We start from the raw sequence: 25,951 nt of genomic DNA on the forward strand, positions 1-25,951 counted from the left end.
TATAATTTGTTATTAGTATGAGATTCTTTGAATTATAATATTGACTAAAGTTGCTATGAAAATGTACAAAGTTGATACCAAAATGAACAAAGTTGCCACGAAAATGAACAAAGTTGATTTTTTTCATTTCTTATTTTTATGAGTTGACGCCAAAATGGACAAAGTTGCTATGAAAATGCACCATAGTTGTCACTAAAATATACCAAAGTTGACATTTTTATAAATAAATATATATTTGCATACCAATGATTAGTATAAAAAATATTTTTACTAAAATCAAACCTAAAAAATTTATTACCAAAATATCTACTACTTATTCATTTGAAATAAATCCTAAAGAAATTATGCCTTTCTCTAAAATTACCTCTAATTTTCTATTAGCAAACATTCCTTTGCCCATATCATCCTAAAAAGAATCAAAATCATACTTTTGAATTACTTTTCATTTTCCCTTTGAATTATTATATCAACTGATATTCAGCTATAAATCAAATAATATAGAACTTATAAAATATTTATGTCATAATTATTAATGAAAAGGAAAGGGCTTATATGCAAATGATGTACTATTTAACAATAATATAATTCTATTGATCTTTTATAAAGATCGGCTAGTAATTTACTTAAAACATGCTATTTTTAAGTCTTTCTAGAATTATTTAATAACTGCTTTTTTTAATAAAAAAGCAATCTAGACAACAGGGGAAATGATAAATACATGCAATTAAAGACAAAGTATTTAGCTTAAGTTTACTTTTAAGTTTTATTAGTTGTAATTTAATATTTAATGGTGAACTTAAAGATAAATCCGTTAATTTTACCTGATAAAATTTACTCTACATTGGAAACTAATGAAGAAACTATTGTTTTGCTTCTAGCAAGAAGCAAAACAATACTACTAAAAAGTCAAGTGGTAAAGGCTCTACATCAAGAAATAGAAAAGCTATAAAAAGTTCAAGAGCCTCTATGCTTGATGATATTTTAAGCGGTCAAGAAGAGCATTTGTCACACTCTGTTGGAAAAGTAGTGAAATTTCAGCAGGTATAGTATAAGTGGCTTTGCTGGGGGGTACTCTTAGGAGACACAAATTACTTAAGTCTCGGTGGCACAACACCTATTAACATTAATTACAATTCATATCCGGGCACAGTTTTGGAACTACTTCGAACAACAATTCTCTTCAATAAGTACAATTGAAGAAAGTCTAAATAATGCTACACATCTTACTACTAATAATTTTGGTTACCAAAAAGAACAGCAAGCAAAGACAAAATGAGATAAGCTTAAAAAAGGCGTAAGTTCTTTGATTCCAAAAGTTCAAGAAAGTAATAAAAATACCTATAAAACATACGAAGAAATAGAATTTATAAAAACGTATCCCAAAGACCAAAATGAGTTAGAACAAACTTGACGGTACTACTGATGCTAGATAAGTTTACCTTTAAATTAAGTACTTTAAATAAAAATTACTAAGATAGGCCACAAGTAAGCCTATCTTTACTGTTAATACATATATTCGTTTATTAGAGACTAGAATATAATTTACAACAACAAGATAAAGGACCTTATGTATAAAAGATAGGTATCTTAATAACACCACCTAAACAATTAACTTTAGACCATAGAACTTATGATAAGAATTTATATTATCCAAAATACCATTGATAGAAATATCCTCAGCTGGTGCTGCAACATCAGGAATTGAATCTTTAGTCACAATGTTTTACTTTGATTTATTACTACTTAAGTTAAATAATGCCATAAAGAAGTTTCGCTTATTATACAATATTAAGCTTATCTTGTAGTTTGTATATTCATTTATCTTCCCTCTTAATGCTTCTCTCCTCGATACGAAATTCTCGCTGCCTGAACTATTCCTGCGTCACTACCCATATAGTCAATAGACTTTAAAAAACCTTTGTCTAAAACCTTATATTCCTGATTTAATAAGCTCTCTTTCTCGATCTCAGTATTCAACAAAGCATATCCCCATAAACCTTTAAAATAACCTATTGGTATCTAAATAATTAAACCTAAGAACATTACATTTATTTAAATAAATCTATAAGAGCTCCCTTTTTACAGGAAACTCTTATTTCAAAAACTAATGTTAGAATCTACTTAAGTACCTTTTTTATCTCTCAACTCGCTAGAGAAGATTTTGCCTCCTCAATGAGTTCTTCTATCTCTTTCTTTTTTCCCTTTGCTTCATTAAGCTTTATAGAAGAAGATTCTAATTGTCCTAAAGAATTTTCTGCATATCGTTGTGCTTCTCTGGATAATTGTACTAGTAAATAATTAGCTACTCTTCTGAAAGAAGACCGTAATGCATTTTTTAATCTTTCAGCAATAGCTTCTTTTAAAGTCTCTTGTGCTTTCTCAAAAAAGAATTTTGCAGACTGTAGCTCGTTAAGTCCTTCTTCAACTTGATTTATAAGTCTTTCAAGTTCAAGATTTATCTTTAACTTATTTTGCAATTGAATTAGATTCTGTCTCTCTATCCTACTTTTTCGAGGATAACTATTTGTTTTCCTTTGGATGTCTGAGAGTATATCATAAAAACTAGATTCTAATTGCTCATATTCACCTTTTAGTTTACATGCGTCCTCAATTAATTTAGCAAATTCATAATTACCAAGAGCACTTTTTACCTTTTCAATTTCTGCTTCTGCTTCCTTTTCTTCTTTAGTACTTGGAATTAAATCTTTTTCTTCTATTTCTATCGTTTCTTGTTGGGAATATTGAAATACCGGAATAAAATCATTAACAGGTGCTACAGGCTCGCCCTGAACCACTTGACGTACTCCTCCTTCTTCCATATTTTCAACAAAATCTACTTGCTCTTCTTCACCTTCCTGTTCATGGCCTGCACCTTCTATATTTTTATTTTCTTCTAAAAATTTTTCCCTCGCTTTGCTTAGCAATGCATTAAGGGCATCTATATCACATGATAACAAACACAATAACGTCAACATAAATACTGCTAAAATACTCTTCTTCACATTTCCCCCTGAGATATCAAATTACTCGAATTGTTGTATCTCAATATTGAGATACAACAATTACTGGTAAGCATATACCATTTACTATAAATTACAAAAATAAATTTTGAAAAATGATACAATGATGCTGCCGATAAAATTGCAAAAAAAATCCCGAAACCTATGCTCTCTTATCAGAAGATACCACTCAAAAATTGAAAATAATAAAATAAATAATACCTTAATAACAGCTCTGAAAAAACGCTGGACATTTATCCAGCATCCTGCCTATTCTCTCATAATCTTTTAGGATCTTTGTAACTATTGCAACATGATATCCCTATTACCTATTTCTTCTATAATGAGATTTATTGCTTTACCAATAAAAGCCAATCTTTACATGCCTAACATTAAAATAACAAACCTGAAAACACATTATATATTTTACTTTCCGGGTCAACTTAAGCCAAAATTAATTAATTTCCATGCTATTGTATTAATGCAATGCACAAACCAAAATTTATTAGCTACACAAACTTAGATATCAACATATCTCTCCTCAACCCTTACAACCACAAATTGGACTAATTGGTGAACAATGGACTTACAAGCTCATATATTAATATGACAAAGGCCTTAGCCCTAAAGCTAACCTCCTATATCCAAAAAAAGTTATTATAACTCTCCTTTCTTAACCTTTCGAAGAATTCCTTCTAAAGCACTTAAAAGACTCTCCACATTACCTTGAATTTTAAAATAAAAATCATTTTTATCTTGCCTTTTACTATCAACAAATTTATTCTCAGTATCTATGTACTTATCATATGTCTTAGGAGATAAATAATACATATTACTTTGCAAATCTTTATTAGCAAGATTCAAAGTTAAATTGATATCGCTCTTCTTCTTATCGATACTCTCTTTGAAAGAAATCAACCCATTGTAATCAAAAACAATGCATTGAGCACCAAGCAGACTTTTACTTGGGCTGGACAATAATTTACTAGGGCTAAAATCTAAAATAAATTTAACACCCAAAGAATCTAAATTTCTATCTTTTATTAAATACTCTTTAAGCTCTTTTAAAGTCTTAATACCCAATTTACCTGCACAAGTTGAATCTATTAATAGACTAACCTTCCCAACAGTAAAACTACTAGTTCTATCCGAACTACTCTCATAAACACCCCTTCTTGTTGCAATATGTTGTCCGTATAATACTTGATAATAAGCCCGTGATGTAGCTTCGGAATTACTATCTACAAACTCAAACACTAAATCAGACTTTATAGGCAATTCTTCAATGTAATAATACTTATGATTATCAAAAATCACCCCAGTATAATCCTTAATAAAACCAGATGATGGTTTACTAAATACACCATGACTACAACTAAATATCATAAATAACAAGGTCAAAACAATATTCTTCATAATTCTCATCCTAACCTCCTACGCAAATTAAAATCAACCTATATCAAAATACTAGTACACATTAATTAAAAAAAAATTCCCCCCATACTTGAATATAAATAAGCAAACTAAGATTGGGTTATACTTTTACTTGTTTCCTATCTTATCATTAAGTCTTCTTTCAAAAAGAGAACTTAAAGTTTCAGTTCTTGCCTGAATTTCCTGATTTTTAAGCTGACTTTCCTTTTCCATATGTGCCATCCAATCATCAAGACCTTTATCTGTTCCATACTGTCTTTGGAACTCTCTAAATTCTCTATCTAACTGCGCAGTCGTATAATCAACTTGGGCCATAAATGCTTCAATATCCATTTGTTCAGACTTTAAGCTCTTCCTCTTAGGAAATTTAATCACTTTCATATAATGATCCTTAAACAAGCAAGAATAAGATAAACGCTTTCATACTAATAAATCAAAACTACTTATATAGTATATATTATATATTAATCCAAAACACATAATTTCGTAAACTACACTTGTATTTAACACAAAAAACCCCCAAGTCGCCCTACCTTAGTATTTCAAAACTTGTTTTATGCACAATGACTATTGTGATACATATAAATCTAAAAATAGAGAAATCATAATCATATAAAGACCAATAAAGAATGAAATTAATTAATATGAAATTAGTATTCCCAAAAACCCGAGCTACAATTAAAGTAATATTAATATATGGGGCCCTTATGACTTCAATAATTGTGTATTCTTGTCTAACTTTATGCATAGCATATTTTTATAACACAATAAAAAAAGTTACTTCTAGCTTACAAATAATTCCCCAAAAAAATTTTTCAAACCCCTTATCTGATGTTTGAAATGCTAATTTTGACTTTATATTTATTCACTGCCAACAAATATTACAAATATACTCTTATAGGAACAATAATTAGTTTTTGCATGCTTATATTCCTTAAATAACAAATCAATATAAACATACAAAAACAATCAATAAGTCAGCCCAATTATATGTGGTGAATATATTCATTCTATCATATCTGTTAAGCAGATCAATGCTGTAACATGAACTACTACTTTCTCTAAAAAGATTCTAGAAGTAGCTTTTATATCATTCTATGATAGCTTTTTTCCAAAAACGGAGCGCCATCCACTCATGGGCCGCAAGCTTAACTTCAGGCCGTTTTAACCTTAGTTTTTATTTCTTTATAGTAATAATCCTTTAAAATAAGGATTGCATTTACACCTCTATCATACATAACATTGCAATTACCACGAATCCATTCCTCATCGCTCAATTTAAATTGATATTTTTATTGCCACAAACACTGCACAACTTGATAAAAGGAAAAAATCTATCTACTTTACACAAGTTAGATTTGTACCACTTTGACTTTTATAATAATTGTCTTGTAAATTCATATCATCCTAAATCATTATTAGCTTTTAAAATTTAACTATGATAAGAAGCATATTCATTTATTACTAAAATTTATCCCTAATAAACAACCTCTAAGTTCATTAACAACCTAAAAACAATTTCTTCAAAGTCTATAAGAAAAAAATATTTTACATACTTGCATAAATACTATTGGAAAAATTATTTTAGTATGAAAGTTATTGTCTTATCTCTACTGGAAGGGTCTTTATTAATATCATTAAGAAATACATACAAATTCAATAAATTATCATGGCAAAGAATTCTCCACCTAAATTTCATAAAAATTATAGACGGAAAATTCCTTGTCATCTTTTGTTAAACAGTAACTAACTTAGCTGAACATCGTGTCATAAGATAATTGCTGTCTGAATATTAAATTAATGTTTAAGCCCAAAACTTATAGAATGAATTCCTTATATCTATAAATTTAACTTAAACATCAATACTTTTAGGACAAATCAAATTCTCTTAAATCATTAAGAATGATTTAAATTTAAAAACTAAAAATAAATGGAAGTCGGTTTTAAATTTTACAAAAAAATACCCTACAGAGCCACAAACCCATACTTTATATAACTTAACAACAATTCCCAATTGTGGGAAGTTTATGTACAAATTATCTATCTAATCTTCTCTTATAAGCGAAGCTTCAGCAAATTTAAAATCAAACGAAGGTGATAAAATTTCAATAGCATTAATACTATCCATACTAGATCTTATATCATCACCATTGAAATGGGCATCTATCACAGACAAATAATTATCCAATGAAGGCTCAATTTCCTCACTTAAATCATTTTTTACTTCTGTATATTCTACTCTCACCTCATCACTCATCTTTAATGCAAGTTCCCCGCCATCTAAATTACCAAGATCTAAAATAATCTCATTTACAGATTCAAATTTCCTTATACTGTCTAAATTTTTATTTATTATGTTAAGCATATTTTTAACTTCATCTTCATCTAGAACTAAAATCCGATTCAATTTATCGATCTTATTAGTCAAAGCTTTTTCCAAAAATTCTAATGCCTCTTTTTGTTTTTCATTTAGATTATCTTTTAATCTTTGCTTAGATCTCTCTAATAAATCTTCTTCCAACATTATTCTTGAGACTACATCGTTATCTTTGCGGGTCTCAGAAACAACCGCCCGTTCGCCTATATACTCTATACTATCTTGTAAGGAAAATAATAAACTATCCTGCAACAGATAATCATCTAACTCTTCCACTTCTAAAATATCTACTCCTGCAAATTTTTGATCATCCACATGATCATTTAAAACTTCTTTTTTAATTACTCCTTTATCCCTATTGTCCACATCTATTTGATCAATATTATTCTTTTCTATTTGTTTTTTACTATCTTTAGAACGTTGCCAAATGGCTTTATCTCCCTGAAATTCATTCTGCTCAGAATCATTATTGTATAATGGCACATCTAAACCATCTTCAAAAAATCGAATACTTACATTACCTTTCTTATCCACACTACAGCCACTTAAGGCAATAACCAAGCAAATAATACTCAAAAGATTTATCACAACACTCATCAATAACAATTTCCCATTCTACTACAAAATTATAAATTTTAAAACCTTAGTTATCAACAACTTAGAATTACTATCAGCATAGAAACACTCCTGATTGCATTTATGATATCAACAAAAACCAATGGGACTTAAATACATGAATTTCAACTTTCTGAAATTAAAGAAAACTAAAATTATTCAGAATATCTCTTACCAAACAGGTCAATATACCAAGCTTTTCAAGCTCCATAATGATCAATTCAGGAAAAGAAGAAATACTCTTTGTAGCATCGGTTACTAAATAAGATTGAAATCCTAAATTATAGGCATCAATGATTGTTTCCTTTACGCAAAAGTCCAACGCTAAGCCTACCATAAACACCGTGTCAATTGCATTGGATTGAAGATAATCCAAAAGGCCCGTTGACTTTTTCTTACTAGAATCATCATAAAATCCACTGTAGCTGTCATAATTTCTGTCCTGTCCCTTTAGAAAAACAGCCTTTACTTTCTTAACATCCAAATCCTTTGGAAATTCTGCTCCCCATGTATTTTGAACACAATGCTTAGGCCAACCCCTACAATTAGTATCACTTAAAAAACTTATGTGATTCTCGCAATGCCAATCTTTAGTCGCAACAATATGCTCAAAACAATTCTGAAGTTGGTTTACCAAAGGGATAATGTCATTACCATGGGGAACAGAAAGAGCCCCAGATTCCAAAAAATCGTTTTGAATATCTATTAAAACTAATGCGACATTCTTTAAAGTCAAATGCGAAAATGATTTCTCCATCAAATTCATTATTGTACCTACTCAAAATATAAAGATCATTGCTTCAAAATATTGCCAATCATATATAAAATGACACAGGGATATAAATTTTGATATAAAAACAAAAAGAGACGCTTAAAAAGCCTATATCCTATAAAAATATTATAAAATAATAATCCGCTTTAGAGTAAAAAATGCATTTAATATTATAATTAATATTTCCCAAATTTAGTAATTCAATCTTTTTAAGAATGCCTACTAAATCAAAGTGAACTACTACTTTCTCTAAAGAAAAGATTATAGAAGTAGCTTTTTGTATCATTCCATAATAGCTTTTTAGGCTCCAAGAACACTATATCCACTAGGCATGATCAACAGATTTAACTTCAAGCGGTTTTAACCTTAGTTTTTATTTCTCTAATTGTAACTTAACGCTGGGGTAAAAAATTCTCCATCTATAGTTAAAAAGTCACATCCATAATGCTTGACCATTAGAATGTGACTTGAAGAATTACATTAAGTTGCGACTGACTTTGTCGCTTCTAATATATTATTTATTACTTTAGCTAATAAAACTACTCTTATAGTTTACTTGTTATTAAGCTACTAATTTTTATATTAAAATCCTACAAGAACTACTGTGTCCAATATAAGAGTGGCTATTAAAATTTATTATAAGACATTGATAAAAGAATTACCTATTTTGTTATCAAAACTCTTTTTCACAATACCTCTCCTTATCTGAAATAAAAGTCTTAGTATATATTGAATCACATCACAAGTTTTTTGTCAATTTAAATTAAATTTTATTAATAAAAATCCTGGATTTAATGTTAATCTTGTTATACTCAATAATACTAGACGAAACACAAAAAGTCATGACTTTAAAATATAAAGTCTGATGATACCAGTCTTAAGTTATAATTTTAATTACATTAAATTCACTCTTTTGATATTACCTTTGCTATTAACTCTCTAAATTTAGGCATCTTTTCCCTAACTTCTCTCTTTATTTCAAATTTATATTTCTCATTATTTTTAAATGCAAGCAAACTAAGGGTTAAATATTTCAAAAAATCTTCAGGAATTAACATGATGTTTCCCACCCTGATATAACATTCTAAAACTTCTAACTTATATCTTAAATGGCTCTTTGTAATTTTATACCCAAACTTACTTTTAAGGACTTCTTGTGCTTCAGAAACCTTGTAAAAAGAGTGCCCTTCTATCATTCTCATAAAATTAATTTTATACTTAATTAAACAAATAAAAACTTCAAAAATAAACACTCCATTTTGTAATAGAAAATATTGAATTTACAAAATTGTGGTATAAAATCTAAATATAAGGAAAAATTTTCCTCAATAACAGTTAATAGTCTTGAATATTGGTTTGTTCTTATTTAAATAATATTAATGTTAACTTTTTAGAAGTTTTGTATTATTTAAGATAAATGAACTCCATACAATGAGTTTCATTTACCTTCTTTTAACTTATGGGTACCTAAAGTACATAAATGCTTCTTAGGTACATTATTAACTTTCCCTCCTCTCCGTTTGGGAAAGTTGTTTTTTTATTAAGATGCTTTTTGATCAATTAGAATTGTAGTCTATTTTTGGTAAAACTTACAAATGTCTTATCAACTAAACTTTGTATATACTAAAACCGCAAAACAAATTATTTGACTTATTATATCTTTGCAAAACACAATGGGTAATTCACTAAGCGTGTCATTAAGCTTTTTAGATCCAAAAACATTAATCCACTAGAGCATGGGGTCATAAGCCTAACTTCAGGTCATTTTAACCTTAGTTTTTATTTCTCTATAGTAATAATCCTTTACAACTAAGGATTGCATTTACACCTCTATCATGCATAACATTGCAATTACCACAAGTCTATTCCTTATCTAATCTGTTTTTAACTCTATTATTTGAACATTTCATTTTCTTAGATAGTCTTCTTTGATATCTCGTAAGTTTATTAGCGCTTTTAAGTCATCATTTAAGATGATTTTCCCCTTCACTACTCACAAAAAAATACCCCCATTCTCTTATCATTGTCTACTACCTCTTTTTCATTATCAACTTCACTATTATTTTTGACATCTAAGCATTCAAATGCTATTTACATAGCATTTATTATCAAGGTTTTTGCTATAGTTACATTTTTATAATTTCACTACTTTGAAGTCTTATATGCAACTTAATTCTTACAATCCTGTCTTGGGTAATTTGATTTTTTCCATTATCTACCCTTACTTTAACCTTTTTCATTCTTTGTTCTACACGTCTATCTTACCTAGATTTATATTTAGGAAATCCTTGTGCTTTGGGCCCTTTTCCTTTGGCTCTGAAAAATTATTATATGAAAACCTCACACACCCTAATACTTTGGCAAAAATACTCCATCCATAATTTAATTGCAGGACTATTAAATTTAGTTGGAACATTCTTTGGTTTTTTGAATAAAAAATTAAAGGCCTCATTAGGGATTTTAAGTTAAAGTCTCTAACAAAACCTTTAATTGGTTTTATAATTTCTTTTTCTGAAAGAGTGATACGTAAGTGTATCAAACCTTAAATAAACTATACAACAATTTTGTTGATTTTCAAATATTTATGTTTAACATAAAAGAAATAATTTTTATGGGGTGAATTGGTGAGCGTAAGCTTTGATCTTTTATGGGTTTTTTATATATTTGTACATTCTAAATTAATCTGTGTTTTTTCAAGATACTTAGTGAACTTACCACTTCTATGATCTTCAATTATAGAAGTAGCTTCTTGCATCATTCCATGATAGTTTCTTAGGTTCCAAGAACACTAATCCACTAGAGCATGAGTCGCAAGCTTAACTTCAGGTCATTTTAACCTTAGTTTTTATTTCTTTATAGTAATAATCCTTTAAAATAAGGATTGCATTTACACCTCTATTATACATAACATTGCAATTACCACGAATCCATTCCTCATCACTCAATTTAAATTGATATTTTTATTGCCACAAACACTGCACAACTTGATAAAAGGAAAAAATCTATCTACTTTATACGAGTTAGATTTGTACCATTTTGACTTTTATAATAATTGTCTTGTAAATTCATATCATCCTAAATCATTATTAGCTTTTAAAATTTAACTATGATAAGAAGCATATTCATTTATTACTAAAATTTATCCCTAATAAACAACCTCTAAGTCCATTAACAACCTAAAAACAATTTCTTCAAAGTCTATAAGAAAAAAATATTTTACATACTTGCATAAATACTATTGGAAAAATTATTTTAGTATGGAAGTTTATTGTCTTATCTCTACTGGAAAGGTCTTTATTGATATCATTAAGAAATACATACAAATTCAATAAATTATTAGGCAAAAAATGTACATTATTGACAAAACATAATTTTTCATATACACTGTACTCACACTTTTTTTGAAGGAGTAAATAAATTGGAAATCTTAGAAAAAGCTCATAACAAAGAACCAAGAAAAAAATTCAATAAGCATCAACATAAGTTGATAGTACTAATATCAACACTAAATTACATGAATTTAACCTTAAGAAAATATACCCAAAGTAACATACTATACTACTTTAATAACAATTTGAAAAGAAATGGTCAAAAAATTATAAAGATTAAAACATTACAAAGCTATTTATACAAATTAGAAAAAGAATTGCAGGTAACTATTAACTACTATAAACATCTAGGAAAGAACTACGGGACAGAAATTTATTATCAACTCAGATATCCTAAAAACAAATGTTATCACAAAATCAATTCATACTTTAAAAGAAAAAGAGAAAAAAAATTCAACGAAAGGGTTTATAAATATCTATGTTCAAAAAATATCAATGAAGAAAAATGGGAGTGTATAAATAATATAAATAATATAAATAATATAAAGCCACACGAAAAAAAAGAGGTAATAAAAAATAAACAAAAGGAACTCAAACTAAAACAAAAAACACCGAATCACAAAAATAAAAAATTCAAAAAAGAAAGTCACAATAAAAATAAATTAAAAGAAAAATTAAATAAGACATACAAAAATCACAATTACAAGCCTAATTCCACGGCAGTAAATAAAAAATCCAAAAATCCAAACACAATAACAAAAGCAACAAAAGAAAAGGAAAGCAACGAAAACAATATTAGAAACAACATATTCAGCATACTACTTGAACAATTAAAACAAAAAACGGAGGTCAAAGTTTTAGTACCATTACTAAAAAACTATCTAGACAACACAAATAATCTAAATTATACTAAGATAATTAATAACCACTATTATTATGAGCTTTTAGAAATACTAAATGAGGTATAAACCATTTATTCATAGACCAAGGAAATTGAAAATGAATGACCTATTCAAACGACTGAAACAAAAAGCAGAAATATTAAAATTAAATGCATCTCAAACGCGAATCAAAAACATTTTCGATAAAATAGAAAAGAACAACGGGAAAAAAATATACCATACAAAACCATTTAATGATTTTTACACATTCGGCATTAACAGAAAACAAAAAAACAAATTCTTAATTGCCCTCAAAAAATATTCAAATCCCAACAAAGAAAGAAAAATATACACATTTCACTTATTTAGCATTAAAGGAGAAGATGCTTTCCTAGGAATTTGTTATTCTGTCAAAAAACTACAAAAACCCTTGGTCATTAAAAACGTAGAAAAAAATGAGTCCTATACCATAAGATGGTGTGTTTGCATGGAATTCAGATTTAAAACAGGATTCGTCATATGTTATCTTACAAACTTTTATTCTTTGTTAAAAAAAACGAAAGTAAATACTGAATATTACAAAAAATTATTAAACATTACTCTAGAAATTGAAAGACAGGTATATGCGTTTTATAACAAAAATTTACCCGAAGGAATAATAACCAAATGGATAGAGAAAAAACAAAGATAATCACTATAGCATCAATTAAGGGAAACTATAAAAAAACACATCAGCATTATTTTATACATTATTATCTTCAAACCCCAATATCTTACTAATTGATATGAATATTTTTTTCTTATAGACTTTGAAGAAATTGTTTTTAGGTTGTTAATGGACTTAGAGGTTGTTTATTAGGGATAAATTTTAGTAATAAATGAATATGCTTCTTATCATAGTTAAATTTTAAAAGCTAATAATGATTTAGGATGATATGAATTTACAAGACAATTATTATAAAAGTCAAAATGGTACAAATCTAACTCGTATAAAGTAGATAGATTTTTCCCTTTTATCAAGTTGTGCAGTGTTTGTGGCAATAAAAATATCAATTTAAATTGAGTGATGAGGAATGGATTCGTGGTAATTGCAATGTTATGTATAATAGAGGTGTAAATGCAATCCTTATTTTAAAGGATTATTACTATAAAGAAATAAAAACTAAGGTTAAAACGACCTGAAGTTAAGCTTGCGACTCATGCTCTAGTGGATTAGTGTTCTTGGAATCTAAGAAACTATCATGGAATGATGCAAGAAGCTACTTCTATAATTGAAGATCATAGAAGTAACAGTTCACGTTTTCTTTTTAGGTTGTATCATGCATTTTTCAAAATCTTTTTTAGTTTTTTCTATGTATTCTTTGTCTTTTGTAAAGATCTTTTCCATAAGAAAACAGGTAAATTTTGGGTTTGTTTTGTAAAAATTGTAGGCGTCTTGATTTTTGAATTGTAGTTTAATTGACTTGATTAAGTTTGATGTCTTTTGTTTGTTTTCCGTTTCTTTAGCTGATAAAAAAAAATATGTGTTCATTATTCCTTTTGTTATTATAGATTCTTCATTTATTAAGTTATTGTTAAGTCCTTCTGCAATAGTTAGATATGCATAAACTTGGGTTCTGGCTAAATTATAGTTTTTTATAAATGAGCTAAAGTTTTTATAGCCATCTAATTTGAATAGTTTTTTGTCATTAATTTCTTTTAATATTTTCATGGTTTCTATTTTGTTGTAGATATCTTCTTTTAAATTTATTTTGAGTTTTGCTTTTAATTTTTCATAAATTTGTATATTAATGTCGTTAGTATTTTTTTGGAGAGAAGTATCTTTTTCAATAATCCTTTTATTTAACTTAAATTTATTCTTTTTCATATAAACTTCCTTAAATTTGTTCGGCCCCGAACAAATTTTTTAATGCTTTTTTATAGTCTGATGTGTAATCTTCATTTAGAGAAAAGCCAATATTTTGTGCGATTCTTTTATTTAAATCCTCTCTCTCTCTTATAGAACCAATAAAATTAGAGTTTCGTTTGAGAATATCTAGATAAAATTTATTTGAATTGTTATTTTTAAATCTGGTATTTAATACATATATGGGTAAATTTAGGTCCAATTGTTTAATTTTAAAGTTAAGCGCTTCTAAGCTTTCTATAGACCATTTTTCAGCTGGAATTGGAGATATAATCAAATCAGAGACAACAAGAGCATTAATTAGCGTAAAATCTAGGCTTGGATTGGTATCAATTATTATGTAATCATAAGCATTTTTAATAAAATAAAGTGCTTTTTTTAACCTGTTTTCTTTGAATGGTAAATTATCATTATTAAAAAAGTGTAAATTTAGATAACTAGGGATAAAGTCTAAATTTTGATTTATAGTGCAAATACTATTCTTAATATCCATATTCTTTCGTAAAATCTCATATATATTTGTATATTCCACATTAATTTGTGATTTTTCAAGATACTCATTAAAGTAACTTGTAAGACTTGCTTGGGCATCCATGTCGATTAGTAAGACATTAGAGTTTTTAGAAATGATAGTAGAGAAAAGGATAGCAGAAGTACTCTTTCCTACGCCTCCTTTAATTGATGCAATTGTTATTATTTTTGTTTTTTTTCTATCCATTTATTTATTATCCCTCCAAGTAAATTTTTGTTATAAAACGCATATACTTGTCTTTCAATTTCTAGAGTAATGTTTAATAATTTTTTGTAATATTCAGTATTTATTTTAGCTTTTCTTAGCAAAGAATAAAAGTTTATAAGGTAGTATATAATATAGGCTGCTTTGACTATAAATGGTAGAGAATTCCCCATCTATAGTAAGTTGCAGAGCTTTTAAATTTAGGTAGAGAATTTTTTGTCATGATAATTTATTGAATTTGTATGTATTTCTTAATGATATTAATAAAGACCCTTTCAGTAGAGATAAGACAATAACTTCCATGCTAAAATAATTTTTCCAATAGTATTTATGCAAGTATGTAAAATATTTTTTTCTTATAGACTTTGAAGAAATTGTTTTTAGGTTGTTAATGGACTTAGAGGTTGTTTATTAGGGATAAATTTTAGTAATAAATGAATATGCTTCTTATCATAGTTAAATTTTAAAAGCTAATAATGATTTAGGATGATATGAATTTACAAGACAATTATTATAAAAGTCAAAATGGTACAAATCTAACTCGTATAAAGTAGATAGATTTTTCCCTTTTATCAAGTTGTGCAGTGTTTGTGGCAATAAAAATATCAATTTAAATTGAGTGATAAGGAATGGATTCGTGGTAATTGCAATGTTATGTATAATAGAGGTGTAAATGCAATCCTTATTTTAAAGGATTATTACTATAAAGAAATAAAAACTAAGGTTAAAACGACCTGAAGTTAAGCTTGCGACTCATGCTCTAGTGGATTAGTGTTCTTGGAATCTAAGAAACTATCATGGAATGATGCAAGAAGCTACTTCTATAATTGAAGATCATAAAAGTGGTAAGTTCACTAAGTATGTCATTAACTAAATTTTGATTGCAGTTTCAGCCCTCGTTGCGTTAGGAATTATTTTGTTAATGTATCTAATGTCTTAGTAACTGCACTTACTGCTGTTCCTTTAATCTCAGCAGCAACAACCCCACCATCATCGGCACTAGCATTAGAAAATTTACCATCCTTTGCCATTGCTCTTAATGCTATAGCTCCTGCTATAGTTCCATCTTTAGCTATACCAGTAGTGTTAACAGCCCCCGCATTATTCTTAGCTAACTTGACAGCATCACCACCATCTTTAACCATAGCTTGTAATATGTCAGCACCAGTTACTGCTCCAACAGCTTTTGCTGCATCAGCTGCTGACTTCTTAGTTTGAGCAGCATCACCGGCATTACCAGCACCAATAAACAATTTAGCCGCCTCTCCATCACCAGGATTATTATTAGTTCTTGCGCTACCATCTTCAGCTTTTTTATCTGTACCAGCATCGTCTTTACCTTTATCTCCAAGTACTACATCTACAATATCTTTAATTCCCTTGACCAAGCTTTCAACACTATCAGATTTAGCACCAACACCATGAGCAGCATCACCACCAGCCCCTTTAGCAGCAATATTGCCAATCGGATCACTAGAATTACCAATAGCCTCGCTAGCAGTCTTTGATCCTTCTATTATCTTATCAAGTGTTTCAGTAATTAGTTTGTTAACAGCAATCTCAGTTTCAGCTGCATTAGGATTTCCTTCACTTTTCATGTCAGCGACAATTTTATTGAGCTTGTCCTTAGTGCCTTGTATAGTATCTTGTACTGTCTTAAAATAAGCCCCAACATCAGACTTTTTTGTCTCTGTACTAAAACCTAATACCTTGGAAACTATATCTCCAAATGATGTAAACACATTTAAAAAATCATTACCTAAGTCTATTACTGACTTTAAGAAAGTAAATATGATGCTGGTGATGGTGAAGCGGGAAAGTTATTTGCTTCTGCTAATGCTGGCACTGCTGATAATCAGATTCCTGAAACTAAGAAGAACTAATATTAGAAGTAATAAGCAGTAAATAACTAAATAAAGTTATTTAAGGAGAACCCTTCTATTGTTCTCGATGCATGAGAGGTATTTCCTTATTTATATCTTGTCCCTTTACTTAAATAGAGTAATAAAGGAGGGCACGTAAAAAAATGAGAAAAAGAATAAGAGCAATAATAATGACTTTATTTATGGTATTAGTAAGCTGTAATAGCGGTGGGGTTGCAGAGGATCCTAAACATGTGTATTTAACATCTATAGCTAATTTAGGAAAAGGATTCTTAGATGTTTTTGTGACTTTTGGAGATATGGTTACTGGAGCTTTTGGTATTAAGGCAGATACTAAGAAAAGTGATATAGGGAAGTATTTTACTGATATTGAGAGTACTATGACAGCAGTTAAAAATAAGTTGCAAGATGAAGTTGCTAAGAATGGGAATTACGCAAAAGTTAAAACAGTTGTTGACAAGTTTGTTGCAGATGTCTTAGACAAGATTGCAGCAGGAGCAAAGGAAGCAGCTAGCGGTCTTAAAGATGCTAATGGTAATTTAGGGGCTGTAGAAAAAGCCGCTGATGCTAGTAAAGGAGCAGACGCAACTAGTGTAGGTAACCTAGTTAAAGGAATAAAAAATATAGTAGATATAGCGTTAAAATCAAATGAGGGTGATGGAGCAAAAGATGTAACTAGCCCTGCTGTTGACGATAAGAAGAAAATAGGGAAACTATTTGGTGATAAGACTGGTAATGGAGCAGAAGAGAAACATATAGCAGCGGCTAGTGCATCTATAGGTGCAGTGAGTGGAGTTGATATTCTTCAAGCTATAGCTAGGTCTAGTGATAAAGCGGCTTCTGGTAAAGCAAGTGAAGCCAAAGATGCAGCAGGACTTGCAATGGCTAATGGTGATTCCACTGAAACTACTGATTTAGATGAAGCAGCAAAAAAAGATGCAGTAATAGCAGCAGGAATAGTATTAAGAGCAATAGCTAAAGATGGTAAATTTATTGTAAAGGATACTGGTGACAATAAGACTGAAGCTGAAGCCGCTAAAGGTGTAGCAGCAAGTGCAGTAGGTAAGACATTAAGTACACTTATAATAGCAATAAGGAATACAGTTGATAGTGGATTAAAAACAATAAATGAAGTACTAGCTAAAGTTAAACAAGAAGATAAGTCAGCAGAAGCAACTAATACTGCAGAAGCAACAACTAGTGGCCCAGTAAATAATTAGTTGAGGGTAAATACTAAGGAAAACTCTTTTTTTTCTTTCTGTGAAACAGGGAGACTATTTGGCTAGCGGTAGTTTTGATGCTGAAGGTAATGCATAAGTAAAAGGAGGCACGTAAAAAAATGAGAAGAATAAATTAAGTGCAATAATAATGACTTTATTTATGGTATTAGTAAGCTGTAATAATGGAGGACCAAAGCTTAAAAGTGACGAAGTAGCCAAGTCTGACGGAACAGTACTTGATTTGGCAAAAATAAGTAAAAAAATAAAAGATGCTAGTGATTTTGCAACAAGTGTAAAAGAAGTTCATACTTTAGTTAAGTCAATAGATGAGCTTGCTAAAGCTATTGGGAAAAAAATTCATAACGATGGTTCTCTTACTACTGAAGATGGTAAGAATGGTTCATTACTTGCAGGGGTACATAGTGTAATATCAGCCGTAAAGACTAAATTGGGATCATTGGAACAAAAAGCTATTGGAGAATTTGCTGGAATGAAGGTTCAAGTTGTTGCTATTAAGACTGCAAGTATAGATTTATTAAATAAATTTAAAGATAAAAATGCTGAACTTGGGAAAAACGAGGTTAGTAATGACGATGCGAAAGCTGCCATACTTGTAAGTAATACCACTAAAGATAAAGGAGCTTCTGAGCTTGAAGCACTCAACACAGCAATAGATGGGTTGTTAAAGGCTGCTAATGGTGCAGTAGAAGCTGCAATAGCAGAGCTTACAACTCCTGTTAAGGGAGAAAAACCTTCTCAAAATAACTAACTAGGAAATAAATAATTTAAGTAGTTATTATAAGATAAGTATTTAAGTAAAAAGTAAACTAACCCTCCTGTATCAATAACAAGAAAAGCGTTTCCCTTACAATAACTTTATCCTTTATACTTATCCTTAACTAGTTATTAGTAGTGCCTTTAGGGGCGCTCTGTTCAGGAGTTATAGGAGTATCATTAGCATTAATTTTCATAGCTTCTTTAACCGTTTTAAGTCCCACATCAATTGTTTTTCTTATTGCAATAGTTAATGTATCTAATGCTTTAGTTACTGAACTTATTGCTGCTCCTTTAATTGCAGTAACAGCATCATCAGCAGCAGCACTAGGGCCAGCAAATTTACCACCCTTTGCCATAACTCTTAAAGCTATACCTCCTGCAATAGCTCCATCTTTAGGGGCAGCACCAGCATTTTGAGCAGTAGCTAATTTAGCAGCATCACCATTATCTTTAATCATAGCTTGTAATATGTCAGCACCAGTTACAGCTCCTACTGCTTTTGCTGCATCAGCTGCAACTTTTTTTGCATTATTAGCATCACCAGCAGCACCTGCACCAGCAGTAAATAATTTACCCGCTTCACCATCGCCAGCAGCAGCAGTTCTTGCAGTATTGCCATCTTCAGCCTTTTTATCATCACCAGCATTAGCACTTCCTACACCTTTAAGTACCACGTCTACAATTGTCTTTATTCCTTTTACTAGTTTGTCAACTTCAGTCCCAGCAGCACCAGCAGCATTCTGAGCAGCAACATTAGCAATTGGGTCACTAGCATCTCCAATAGCATCACTAACGGTCTTAGCACCTTCTATTATCTTATCAAGAGTATTATCAATTAGTGTTTTTACCGCAGTCTCAGTTGCAGAAGCATTAGGATTTCCTTCTCTCTTCATGTCAGTAACAATTTTATTAAGCTTGTCCTTAGTGCCTTGTATAGTATCTTGTATTGTCTTAAAATAAGCCCCAACATCAGACTTTTTTGTCTCTGTACTAAAACCTAATACCTTGGAAACTATATCTCCAAATGATGTAAACACATTTAAAAAATCATTACCTAAGTCTATTACTGACTTTAAGAAAGCAAATATGCTGCTGGTGATGCTAATAATGCAAAAAAAGTTGCAGCTGATGCAGCAAAAGCAGTTGGAGCAATAACAGATGCTGATATATTACAAGCTATTTCTAAAGGTTCTGAATGCAAAGCTGCTAAATTAGCTAAGAGTAATGATGGCAATGTTGGTGTTTCCCCTAAAGATGGAACTATAGCAGGAGCTATTGCATTAACAGTTATGGCTAAGGGTGGTAAATTTGCTGGTCCTAGTGATGCTGCTAGTGCTGATGCAAAGAAAATAATAGAGAGCTCAGCTACTAAGGCGCTAGATACATTAACTATTGCGATAAGGAAAACAATTGACGCAGGCCTTAAAACAATTAAAGAAGCTATGAAAATTAATCCTAATGATACTCCTGTAACTACTGATAATCAGATTCCTGAAACTAAGAAGAACTAATATTAGAAGTAATAAGTAGTAAATAACTAAATAAAGTTATTTAAGGAGAACTCTTCTATTGTTTTCGATGCATGAGAGGTATTTCCTTATTTATATCTATCTCCTTTACTTAAATAGAGTAATAAAGGAGGCACGGAAAAAAATGAGAAGAAGAATAAGTGCAATAATAATGACTTTATTTATGGTATTTACATCATGTAATAATGGAGGACCAAAGCTTAAAAGTGACGAAGTAGCCAAGTCTGACGGAACAGTACTTGATTTGGCAAAAATAAGTGCAAAGATAAAAGAGGCTAGTACTTTTGCAGTAAGTGTTAAAGAAGTTCATACTTTAGTTAAATCAGTAGATGAGCTTGCTAAGGCTATTGGTAAGAAAATTTAGCAGGACACCGATACCTTAGGTACTGATGGAAACCATAATGGATCTTTAGTTGCAGGTGTATTTCAAGTAATGTTGACAGTAAAAGTTAAATTGGAAACGTTGGTAAAATTAGATGGGATTTCTAGTGAACTGAAAACAAAAGTTGATGATACTAAGGGCAAAGCTGAAACATTATTATCTAAAGTGAAAACAAAACATACTGATCTTGGCAAACAAGATGCTACTGATGGGAATGCAAAAAATGCTATAGATGTATCAGATGGTGCTAAGGATAAAGGAGTTGCTGAACTTATTAAATTAAACACAGCAATAGATGAGTTGTTAAAGGCTGCTAATGGTGCAGTAGAAGCTGCAATTAAAGAGCTTACAGCTCCTGTTAAGGGAGAAAACCTTCTCAAAATAACTAACTAGGAAATAAATAAGTTAACTAGTTATTAGTAGTACCTTTTAGGGGCGCTCTGTTTAGGACTTATAGGAGTATCATTCGCATTAATTTTCATAGTATCTTTAACTGTTTTAAGCCCTGTGTCAATTGTTTTTCTTATCGCAATAGTTAGTGTATCTAGTGCCTTAGTAACAGCACTTACAGCTGAGCTCTCTATTATTTTCTTTGCATCAGCACTAGCAGCATCACTAGGACCAGCAAATTTACCACCCTTAGCCATTGCTCTTAACACTATACCTCCTGCTATAACCACATCTTTTTTATTAGCATCAACAGCAGCAACAGCAGCATTATTAGAAGCCAATTTCATAGCCTCACCATTATCTTTAACCATAGCTTGCAAGATGTCAGCACCTGTTACAGCCCCAATAGCTTTTGCTGCATCAGTAGCCGATTTTTTTGCATTCTCAGCAGTGCCAGCATTAGCAGAAGCAAATAACTTTCCCGCTTCACCATCACCAGCATTGCCACCGATCCTTGCAGTATTACCATCGCTAGCTTTTTTATCATCCCCAGCCCCAGCATTTCCTTTGTCTTTAAGTACTATTTCTACAATTGACTTAATTCCTTTTACTAGTTTATCAACATCAGTTCCAACAGTACCAGCATCAGCACCAGCACCACCAGCAGCAACATTAGCAATTGGATCATTAGCATCAGTACCAATAGCCTCACTTGCTGTCTTTGCTCCGTCAATTATCTTATCAAGTGTAGTAGTAATTAAGTATTTCAATGATATTGAAAAGATTATGAACACAGTTAAAAAGAAGTTGCAAGATGAAGTTGCAAAGAATGATAATTACGTAAAAGTGAAGGAAGTCGTTGACAAGTTCGTTGCAGATGTCTTAGACAAGATTGCAGTAGGTGCTAAAGAAGCAGCTAAAGGGGCTACTGGTGACGATAAAATTGGAAATGCTACTTCAGCTGGGCATGGAGCTATTCCTGCTAGCAAGGATTCTGTTGTTTTTCTTGTTAAAGGGATTAAGACACTTGTTGAAGTGGTTCTAAAAAGGATGAGGGGGGGATGCAGGAGCTACTAAAACAGGTGATGATAAAAAGGATATTGGTACATTGTTTATTGATAATACCGGTAAAGATGATGCTAAGGAAGAAAATATTTCAAAGGCATCAGCTAGTATTGGTGCTGTAACTGGTGCTGATATTCTTCAAGCTATTGCTAAATCTGAAGAAAATCCTGTTGTTGATAATACTAATGGCATTAACGCAGCCAAAAATGCAGCTGAAATTGCTGTTGCTCCGGCTGTTAACGGCAAGAAAGAAGAGTTGCCGTAGACTCAGCAAAAAAAGATGCAGTAATAGCAGCAGGAATAGTATTAAGAGCAATAGCTAAAGATGGTAAATTTATTGTAAAGGATACTGGTGACAATAAGACTGAAGCTGAAGCCGCTAAAGGTGTAGCAGCAAGTGCAGTAGGTAAGACATTAAGTACACTTATAATAGCAATAAGGAATACAGTTGATAGTGGATTAAAAACAATAAATGAAGTACTAGCTAAAGTTAAACAAGAAGATAAGTCAGCAGAAGCAACTAATACTGCAGAAGCAACAATTAGTGGCCCAGTAAATAATTAGTTGAGGGTAAATACTAAGGAAAACTCTTTTTTTTCTTTCTGTGAAACAGGGAGACTATTTGGCTAGCGGTAGTTTTGATGCTGAAGGTAATGCATAAGTAAAAGGAGGCACGTAAAAAAATGAGAAGAATAAATTAAGTGCAATAATAATGACTTTATTTATGGTATTAGTAAGCTGTAATAATGGAGGACCAAAGCTTAAAAGTGACGAAGTAGCCAAGTCTGACGGAACAGTACTTGATTTGGCAAAAATAAGTAAAAAAATAAAAGATGCTAGTGATTTTGCAACAAGTGTTAAAGAAGTTCATACTTTAGTTAAATCAGTAGATGAGCTTGCTAAGGCTATTGGTAAGAAAATTTAGCAGGACACTGATACCTTAGGTACTGATGGAAACCATAATGGATCTTTAGTTGCAGGTGTATTTCAAGTAATGTTGACAGTAAAAGTTAAATTGGAAACGTTGGTAAAATTAGATGGGATTTCTAGTGAACTGAAAACAAAAGTTGATGATACTAAGGGCAAAGCTGAAACATTATTATCTAAAGTGAAAACAAAACATACTGATCTTGGCAAACAAGATGCTACTGATGGGAATGCAAAAAATGCTATAGATGTATCAGATGGTGCTAAGGATAAAGGAGTTGCTGAACTTATTAAATTAAACACAGCAATAGATGAGTTGTTAAAGGCTGCTAATGGCGCAGTAGAAGCTGCAATAGCAGAGCTTACAACTCCTGTTAAGGTAGAAAAACCTTCTCAAAATAACTAACTAGGAAATAAATAATTTAAGTAGTTATTATAAGATAAGTATTTAAGTAAAAAGTAAACTAACCCTCCTGTATCAATAACAAGAAAAGCATTTCCTTACAATGACTTTATATTTACCCTTAACTAATTAGCAGTAGCTTTAGGGGTGTTCTGTTCAGGACTTATAGGAGTATCATTAGCATTAATTTTCATAGCTTCTTTAACTGTTTTAAGACCTGCGTCAATTGTTTTTCTTATTGCAATAGTTAATGTATCTAGTGCTTTAGTAATTGCACTTACAGCTGCTCCTTTAGCAACAGTGACATAATCAGCACTATCAGCAGTAGGACCAGCAAATTTACCACCCTTAGCCATAACTGTTAATGCAATAGCTCCTGCTATAGTTCCATCTTTTGCATTAGCCTTGGCAGCATCAGCAGCTGCATTAGCACCATTTTTAACCATAGCTTGTAATATGTCAGCACCAGTTACAGCCCCAACGGCTTTTGCTGCATCGGCTGCAACTTTTTTTGCATTAGCATCATCACCAGCATTAGCAGCGAACAATTTACCTGCTTCACCATTACCAGCAGCGGTTCTTGCGCTAAGATCTTCAGCCTTTTTATCGGTACCTGCCTCAGCATTTCCTTCTTTTCCAAGTACCACGTCTACAATTGCCTTAATTCCCTTTGTCAGACTTTCAATCCCAGTTCCAGCAACACCAGCAGCATTGTTAGCACCTACATTAGCAATTGGGTCACTAGCATCTCCAATAGCATCACTAACGGTCTTTGATCCTTCTATTATCTTATCAAGAGTATTATCAATTAGTGTTTTTACCGCAGTCTCAGTTGCAGAAGCATTAGGATTTCCTTCTCTCTTCATGTCAGTAACAATTTTATTAAGCTTGTCCTTAGTGCCTTGTATAGTATCTTGTATTGTCTTAAAATAAGCCCCAACATCAGACTTTTTTGTCTCTGTACTAAAACCTAATACCTTGGAAACTATATCTCCAAATGATGTAAACACATTTAAAAAATCATTACCTAAGTCTATTACTGACTTTAAGAAAGCAAATATGCTGCTGGTGATGCTAATAATGCAAAAAAAGTTGCAGCTGATGCAGCAAAAGCAGTTGGAGCAATAACAGATGCTGATATATTACAAGCTATTTCTAAAGGTTCTGAATGCAAAGCTGCTAAATTAGCTAAGAGTAATGATGGCAATGTTGGTGTTTCCCCTAAAGATGAAACTATAGCAAGAGCTATAGCATTAAGAGAATGGCTAAAGGTGATAAATTTGATTTTTTTTTTTTTAACTTTGTAAACTTTGAAAGTTGAGGTATAATGCTAATGCATAAGTTAAAAGGAGGCACGTAAAAAAATGAGAAAAAGAATAAGTGCAATAATAATGACTTTATTTATGGTGTTTATGTCATGTAATAATGGAGGGCCAGAGCTTAAAAGTGACGAAGTAGCTAAGCCTGATGGAACAGTGCTTGATTTGGCAAAAATAAGTAAAAAGATAAAAGATGCTAGTGATTTTGCAGCAAGTGTTAAAGAAGTTCATACTTTAGTTAAGTCTATTGACGAGCTTGCTAAAGCTATTGGAAAGAAAATTAAAAATGATAATAGTAACTTTGAGGATGAGAATGACCATAATGGATCGTTAATTGCAGGGGTATTTCAAGTAATATTGACTGTAAAAGCTAAATTAACATCATTAGAGCAAATTATTGGAATTTCTGATGAATTAAAGACAAAGGTTGGCATGGTTAAGAAAGAAAGTGAAGCATTCGTAACCCAAGTAAAATCAAAGCATACTGATCTTGCTAAAGAAGGTGTTACTGATGCACATGCAAAGAGTGCCATACTTGTAACAGATGGCACTAAGGATAAAGGAGCCGCTGAACTTATTAAGCTCAACACAGCAATAGATGAGTTATTAAAGGCTGCTAATGATGCAGTAGAAGCTGCAATTAAAGAGCTTACAGCTCCTGTTAAAGCAGAAAAACCTTCTCAAAATAACTAACTAGGGAATAAATAATTTAAGTAGTTATTATAAGATAAGTTATTAAGTAAGCTGTAAGAGCAGGGAAAAATAAAGTCAAAAAGGAATAGGAAGCTAGGAGCGTAATGCTCTTAGCTTCTGATGTTATTTAGGGAATGTTTATTTGTATATAAAATTGTTTATATGAGTAAAGATTGAATATAAATAATTGCAAGTGTGATATTAAGAGTATGTTTTTATTGTAATCAAATAATTAAATACTTTAAAAGTAAGCTAAATGTGTGGTAAGGGCAGCAAAAGGGAAATTGGGATAGATGTTGGAAGGAAAAGAAGCA

Annotated in this window: 23 protein-coding genes and 9 pseudogenes; 16 read left to right on the plus strand and 16 right to left on the minus strand. The window is 30.8% G+C overall.

Annotated elements, in window-relative coordinates; all coding sequences use genetic code 11:
• The first annotated feature begins 245 nt into the window (after nt 1-245).
• Both bhDAH_RS06550 and bhDAH_RS06555 read left to right on the plus strand, forming a co-directional pair.
• The gene (locus bhDAH_RS06550) at nt 246-410 is read left to right on the plus strand and encodes a hypothetical protein (protein WP_247098907.1); all 165 of its coding nucleotides are present in this window, start codon (nt 246-248) and stop codon (nt 408-410) included.
• 380 nt (nt 411-790) lie between these two features.
• A complete protein-coding gene (locus bhDAH_RS06555; protein WP_247098908.1) occupies nt 791-949 on the plus strand; it encodes a hypothetical protein in 159 nt (52 codons plus the stop codon).
• Between the two features lie 899 nt (nt 950-1,848).
• Here the strand turns inward: bhDAH_RS06555 and bhDAH_RS06560 are convergent.
• The 9 genes and pseudogenes from bhDAH_RS06560 to bhDAH_RS07525 form a co-directional block, all read right to left on the minus strand.
• Nucleotides 1,849-1,980 (minus strand): annotated as a pseudogene (locus bhDAH_RS06560) (FAD-dependent thymidylate synthase); the annotation flags it as partial.
• Nucleotides 1,981-2,141: 161 nt separating this feature from the next.
• On the minus strand, nt 2,142-3,002 hold the full coding sequence (locus bhDAH_RS06565; protein WP_076982478.1) for a P12 family lipoprotein: 861 nt from the start codon (nt 3,000-3,002) through the stop codon (nt 2,142-2,144).
• Nucleotides 3,003-3,656: 654 nt separating this feature from the next.
• The gene (locus bhDAH_RS06570) at nt 3,657-4,424 is read right to left on the minus strand and encodes a hypothetical protein (protein ID WP_062706364.1); all 768 of its coding nucleotides are present in this window, start codon (nt 4,422-4,424) and stop codon (nt 3,657-3,659) included.
• A 117-nt stretch (nt 4,425-4,541) separates the two neighbouring features.
• A complete protein-coding gene (locus tag bhDAH_RS06575) occupies nt 4,542-4,814 on the minus strand; it encodes a hypothetical protein (RefSeq protein WP_062706367.1) in 273 nt (90 codons plus the stop codon).
• Between the two features lie 773 nt (nt 4,815-5,587).
• Nucleotides 5,588-5,710, minus strand: coding sequence for a hypothetical protein (locus tag bhDAH_RS07520; RefSeq protein ID WP_257722547.1), 123 nt, complete (start codon nt 5,708-5,710; stop codon nt 5,588-5,590).
• Nucleotides 5,711-6,477: 767 nt separating this feature from the next.
• A complete protein-coding gene (locus bhDAH_RS06580) occupies nt 6,478-7,407 on the minus strand; it encodes a hypothetical protein (protein ID WP_062706315.1) in 930 nt (309 codons plus the stop codon).
• Nucleotides 7,408-7,564: 157 nt separating this feature from the next.
• Entirely contained in the window at nt 7,565-8,182 is a 618-nt protein-coding gene (locus bhDAH_RS06585) for a nicotinamidase (protein WP_062706318.1), read from the minus strand.
• Nucleotides 8,183-9,102: 920 nt separating this feature from the next.
• Complete coding sequence (locus tag bhDAH_RS06590) at nt 9,103-9,399, minus strand: hypothetical protein (protein WP_076982475.1); 297 nt, start codon at nt 9,397-9,399, stop codon at nt 9,103-9,105.
• 1,620 nt (nt 9,400-11,019) lie between these two features.
• Entirely contained in the window at nt 11,020-11,142 is a 123-nt protein-coding gene (locus bhDAH_RS07525; protein WP_276326099.1) for a hypothetical protein, read from the minus strand.
• A gap of 222 nt (nt 11,143-11,364) precedes the next feature.
• On the opposite strand from bhDAH_RS07525, the gene bhDAH_RS07660 reads away from it, so the two are divergent.
• The 5 genes and pseudogenes from bhDAH_RS07660 to bhDAH_RS07530 all read left to right on the plus strand — a co-directional run bounded on the left by bhDAH_RS07660 (nt 11,365) and on the right by bhDAH_RS07530 (nt 13,589).
• On the plus strand, nt 11,365-11,529 hold the full coding sequence (locus bhDAH_RS07660) for a transposase (RefSeq protein ID WP_081112380.1): 165 nt from the start codon (nt 11,365-11,367) through the stop codon (nt 11,527-11,529).
• A gap of 86 nt (nt 11,530-11,615) precedes the next feature.
• Nucleotides 11,616-12,494 (plus strand): plasmid maintenance protein, encoded by an 879-nt coding sequence (locus bhDAH_RS06595; protein WP_062706245.1) that lies wholly within the window; start codon nt 11,616-11,618, stop codon nt 12,492-12,494.
• Between the two features lie 31 nt (nt 12,495-12,525).
• The gene (locus tag bhDAH_RS06600; protein WP_062706248.1) at nt 12,526-13,098 is read left to right on the plus strand and encodes a DUF226 domain-containing protein; all 573 of its coding nucleotides are present in this window, start codon (nt 12,526-12,528) and stop codon (nt 13,096-13,098) included.
• Nucleotides 13,074-13,198 (plus strand): annotated as a pseudogene (locus bhDAH_RS07665) (ParA family protein); the annotation flags it as partial. The gene bhDAH_RS06600 and the pseudogene bhDAH_RS07665, both read left to right, overlap by 25 nt.
• Before the next feature lie 268 nt (nt 13,199-13,466).
• Complete coding sequence (locus bhDAH_RS07530) at nt 13,467-13,589, plus strand: hypothetical protein (protein WP_276326100.1); 123 nt, start codon at nt 13,467-13,469, stop codon at nt 13,587-13,589.
• A 112-nt stretch (nt 13,590-13,701) separates the two neighbouring features.
• Here the strand turns inward: bhDAH_RS07530 and bhDAH_RS06605 are convergent, their stop codons facing one another.
• The 3 genes from bhDAH_RS06605 to bhDAH_RS06615 are packed head-to-tail and all read right to left on the minus strand — an operon-like array spanning nt 13,702 to nt 15,222.
• Nucleotides 13,702-14,274: a chromosome replication/partitioning protein gene (locus bhDAH_RS06605; protein ID WP_015633318.1), complete on the minus strand. Its 573-nt coding sequence runs from the start codon at nt 14,272-14,274 to the stop codon at nt 13,702-13,704.
• 10 nt (nt 14,275-14,284) lie between these two features.
• On the minus strand, nt 14,285-15,031 hold the full coding sequence (locus bhDAH_RS06610; protein ID WP_015633319.1) for a ParA family protein: 747 nt from the start codon (nt 15,029-15,031) through the stop codon (nt 14,285-14,287).
• Nucleotides 15,007-15,222, minus strand: a complete 216-nt coding sequence (locus bhDAH_RS06615) for a DUF226 domain-containing protein (protein WP_144033210.1) — start codon at nt 15,220-15,222, stop codon at nt 15,007-15,009. The genes bhDAH_RS06610 and bhDAH_RS06615 overlap by 25 nt, the downstream gene beginning before the upstream one ends.
• A 442-nt stretch (nt 15,223-15,664) precedes the next feature.
• Here bhDAH_RS06615 and bhDAH_RS07535 point away from each other — a divergent pair, with 442 nt between their 5' ends.
• Nucleotides 15,665-15,787: a hypothetical protein gene (locus bhDAH_RS07535; RefSeq protein WP_276326101.1), complete on the plus strand. Its 123-nt coding sequence runs from the start codon at nt 15,665-15,667 to the stop codon at nt 15,785-15,787.
• A 173-nt stretch (nt 15,788-15,960) separates the two neighbouring features.
• On the opposite strand, the pseudogene bhDAH_RS06620 reads toward bhDAH_RS07535, so the two are convergent.
• Nucleotides 15,961-16,833 (minus strand): annotated as a pseudogene (locus tag bhDAH_RS06620) (variable large family protein); the annotation flags it as partial.
• Nucleotides 16,834-17,075: 242 nt separating this feature from the next.
• Here bhDAH_RS06620 and bhDAH_RS06625 point away from each other — a divergent pair.
• On the plus strand, nt 17,076-18,152 hold the full coding sequence (locus tag bhDAH_RS06625) for a variable large family protein (protein ID WP_015633320.1): 1,077 nt from the start codon (nt 17,076-17,078) through the stop codon (nt 18,150-18,152).
• Between the two features lie 148 nt (nt 18,153-18,300).
• Nucleotides 18,301-18,921 carry a Vsp/OspC family lipoprotein gene (locus bhDAH_RS06630; RefSeq protein WP_043924539.1) on the plus strand — a complete coding sequence of 207 codons (621 nt, stop codon included), beginning with the start codon at nt 18,301-18,303 and terminating at the stop codon, nt 18,919-18,921.
• 130 nt (nt 18,922-19,051) lie between these two features.
• On the opposite strand, the gene bhDAH_RS06635 is transcribed toward bhDAH_RS06630, so the two are convergent.
• On the minus strand, nt 19,052-20,059 hold the full coding sequence (locus tag bhDAH_RS06635; RefSeq protein WP_043924540.1) for a variable large family protein: 1,008 nt from the start codon (nt 20,057-20,059) through the stop codon (nt 19,052-19,054).
• Between bhDAH_RS06635 and bhDAH_RS06640 the strand changes: the two are divergent.
• Nucleotides 20,024-20,440 (plus strand): annotated as a pseudogene (locus bhDAH_RS06640) (variable large family protein); the annotation flags it as partial. The gene bhDAH_RS06635 and the pseudogene bhDAH_RS06640 overlap by 36 nt on opposite strands.
• Nucleotides 20,441-20,582: 142 nt before the next feature.
• Nucleotides 20,583-21,229 (plus strand): annotated as a pseudogene (locus bhDAH_RS06645) (Vsp/OspC family lipoprotein).
• A gap of 27 nt (nt 21,230-21,256) precedes the next feature.
• Here the strand turns inward: bhDAH_RS06645 and bhDAH_RS06650 are convergent.
• Nucleotides 21,257-22,003, minus strand: a pseudogene (locus bhDAH_RS06650) (variable large family protein); the annotation flags it as partial.
• Here bhDAH_RS06650 and bhDAH_RS06655 point away from each other — a divergent pair.
• Together bhDAH_RS06655 and bhDAH_RS06660 are read left to right on the plus strand one after the other, a co-directional pair.
• Nucleotides 21,990-22,859 (plus strand): annotated as a pseudogene (locus bhDAH_RS06655) (variable large family protein); the annotation flags it as partial. The pseudogenes bhDAH_RS06650 and bhDAH_RS06655 sit on opposite strands and share 14 nt — an antisense overlap.
• A 148-nt stretch (nt 22,860-23,007) precedes the next feature.
• A pseudogene (locus bhDAH_RS06660) lies at nt 23,008-23,628 on the plus strand (Vsp/OspC family lipoprotein).
• A gap of 122 nt (nt 23,629-23,750) precedes the next feature.
• Here bhDAH_RS06660 and bhDAH_RS06665 read toward each other — a convergent pair.
• Complete coding sequence (locus bhDAH_RS06665) at nt 23,751-24,728, minus strand: variable large family protein (RefSeq protein ID WP_043924541.1); 978 nt, start codon at nt 24,726-24,728, stop codon at nt 23,751-23,753.
• Between bhDAH_RS06665 and bhDAH_RS06670 the strand changes: the two are divergent.
• Nucleotides 24,690-24,907 (plus strand): annotated as a pseudogene (locus bhDAH_RS06670) (variable large family protein); the annotation flags it as partial. The gene bhDAH_RS06665 and the pseudogene bhDAH_RS06670 sit on opposite strands and share 39 nt — an antisense overlap.
• Nucleotides 24,908-24,989: 82 nt before the next feature.
• Complete coding sequence (locus tag bhDAH_RS06675; RefSeq protein ID WP_247098909.1) at nt 24,990-25,637, plus strand: Vsp/OspC family lipoprotein; 648 nt, start codon at nt 24,990-24,992, stop codon at nt 25,635-25,637.
• The last annotated feature ends 314 nt before the right edge of the window (nt 25,638-25,951 follow it).

It is taken from the genome of Borrelia hermsii DAH, from assembly GCF_023035675.1.
GTDB lineage: Bacteria > Spirochaetota > Spirochaetia > Borreliales > Borreliaceae > Borrelia > Borrelia hermsii.

What these genes read in the sequence shown, in the direction of transcription:
- bhDAH_RS06550 (WP_247098907.1), top strand. Translation starts at nt 246, where the DNA reads ATGATTAGTATAAAAAATATTTTTACTAAAATCAAACCTAAAAAATTT.
- bhDAH_RS06570 (WP_062706364.1), bottom strand. Translation starts at nt 4,424, where the DNA reads ATGAGAATTATGAAGAATATTGTTTTGACCTTGTTATTTATGATATTT.
- bhDAH_RS06575 (WP_062706367.1), bottom strand. Translation starts at nt 4,814, where the DNA reads ATGAAAGTGATTAAATTTCCTAAGAGGAAGAGCTTAAAGTCTGAACAA.
- bhDAH_RS06580 (WP_062706315.1), bottom strand. Translation starts at nt 7,407, where the DNA reads ATGAGTGTTGTGATAAATCTTTTGAGTATTATTTGCTTGGTTATTGCC.
- bhDAH_RS06585 (WP_062706318.1), bottom strand. Translation starts at nt 8,182, where the DNA reads ATGGAGAAATCATTTTCGCATTTGACTTTAAAGAATGTCGCATTAGTT.
- bhDAH_RS06590 (WP_076982475.1), bottom strand. Translation starts at nt 9,399, where the DNA reads ATGAGAATGATAGAAGGGCACTCTTTTTACAAGGTTTCTGAAGCACAA.
- bhDAH_RS06600 (WP_062706248.1), top strand. Translation starts at nt 12,526, where the DNA reads ATGAATGACCTATTCAAACGACTGAAACAAAAAGCAGAAATATTAAAA.
- bhDAH_RS06605 (WP_015633318.1), bottom strand. Translation starts at nt 14,274, where the DNA reads ATGAAAAAGAATAAATTTAAGTTAAATAAAAGGATTATTGAAAAAGAT.
- bhDAH_RS06610 (WP_015633319.1), bottom strand. Translation starts at nt 15,031, where the DNA reads ATGGATAGAAAAAAAACAAAAATAATAACAATTGCATCAATTAAAGGA.
- bhDAH_RS06615 (WP_144033210.1), bottom strand. Translation starts at nt 15,222, where the DNA reads ATGGGGAATTCTCTACCATTTATAGTCAAAGCAGCCTATATTATATAC.
- bhDAH_RS06625 (WP_015633320.1), top strand. Translation starts at nt 17,076, where the DNA reads ATGAGAAAAAGAATAAGAGCAATAATAATGACTTTATTTATGGTATTA.
- bhDAH_RS06630 (WP_043924539.1), top strand. Translation starts at nt 18,301, where the DNA reads ATGACTTTATTTATGGTATTAGTAAGCTGTAATAATGGAGGACCAAAG.
- bhDAH_RS06675 (WP_247098909.1), top strand. Translation starts at nt 24,990, where the DNA reads ATGAGAAAAAGAATAAGTGCAATAATAATGACTTTATTTATGGTGTTT.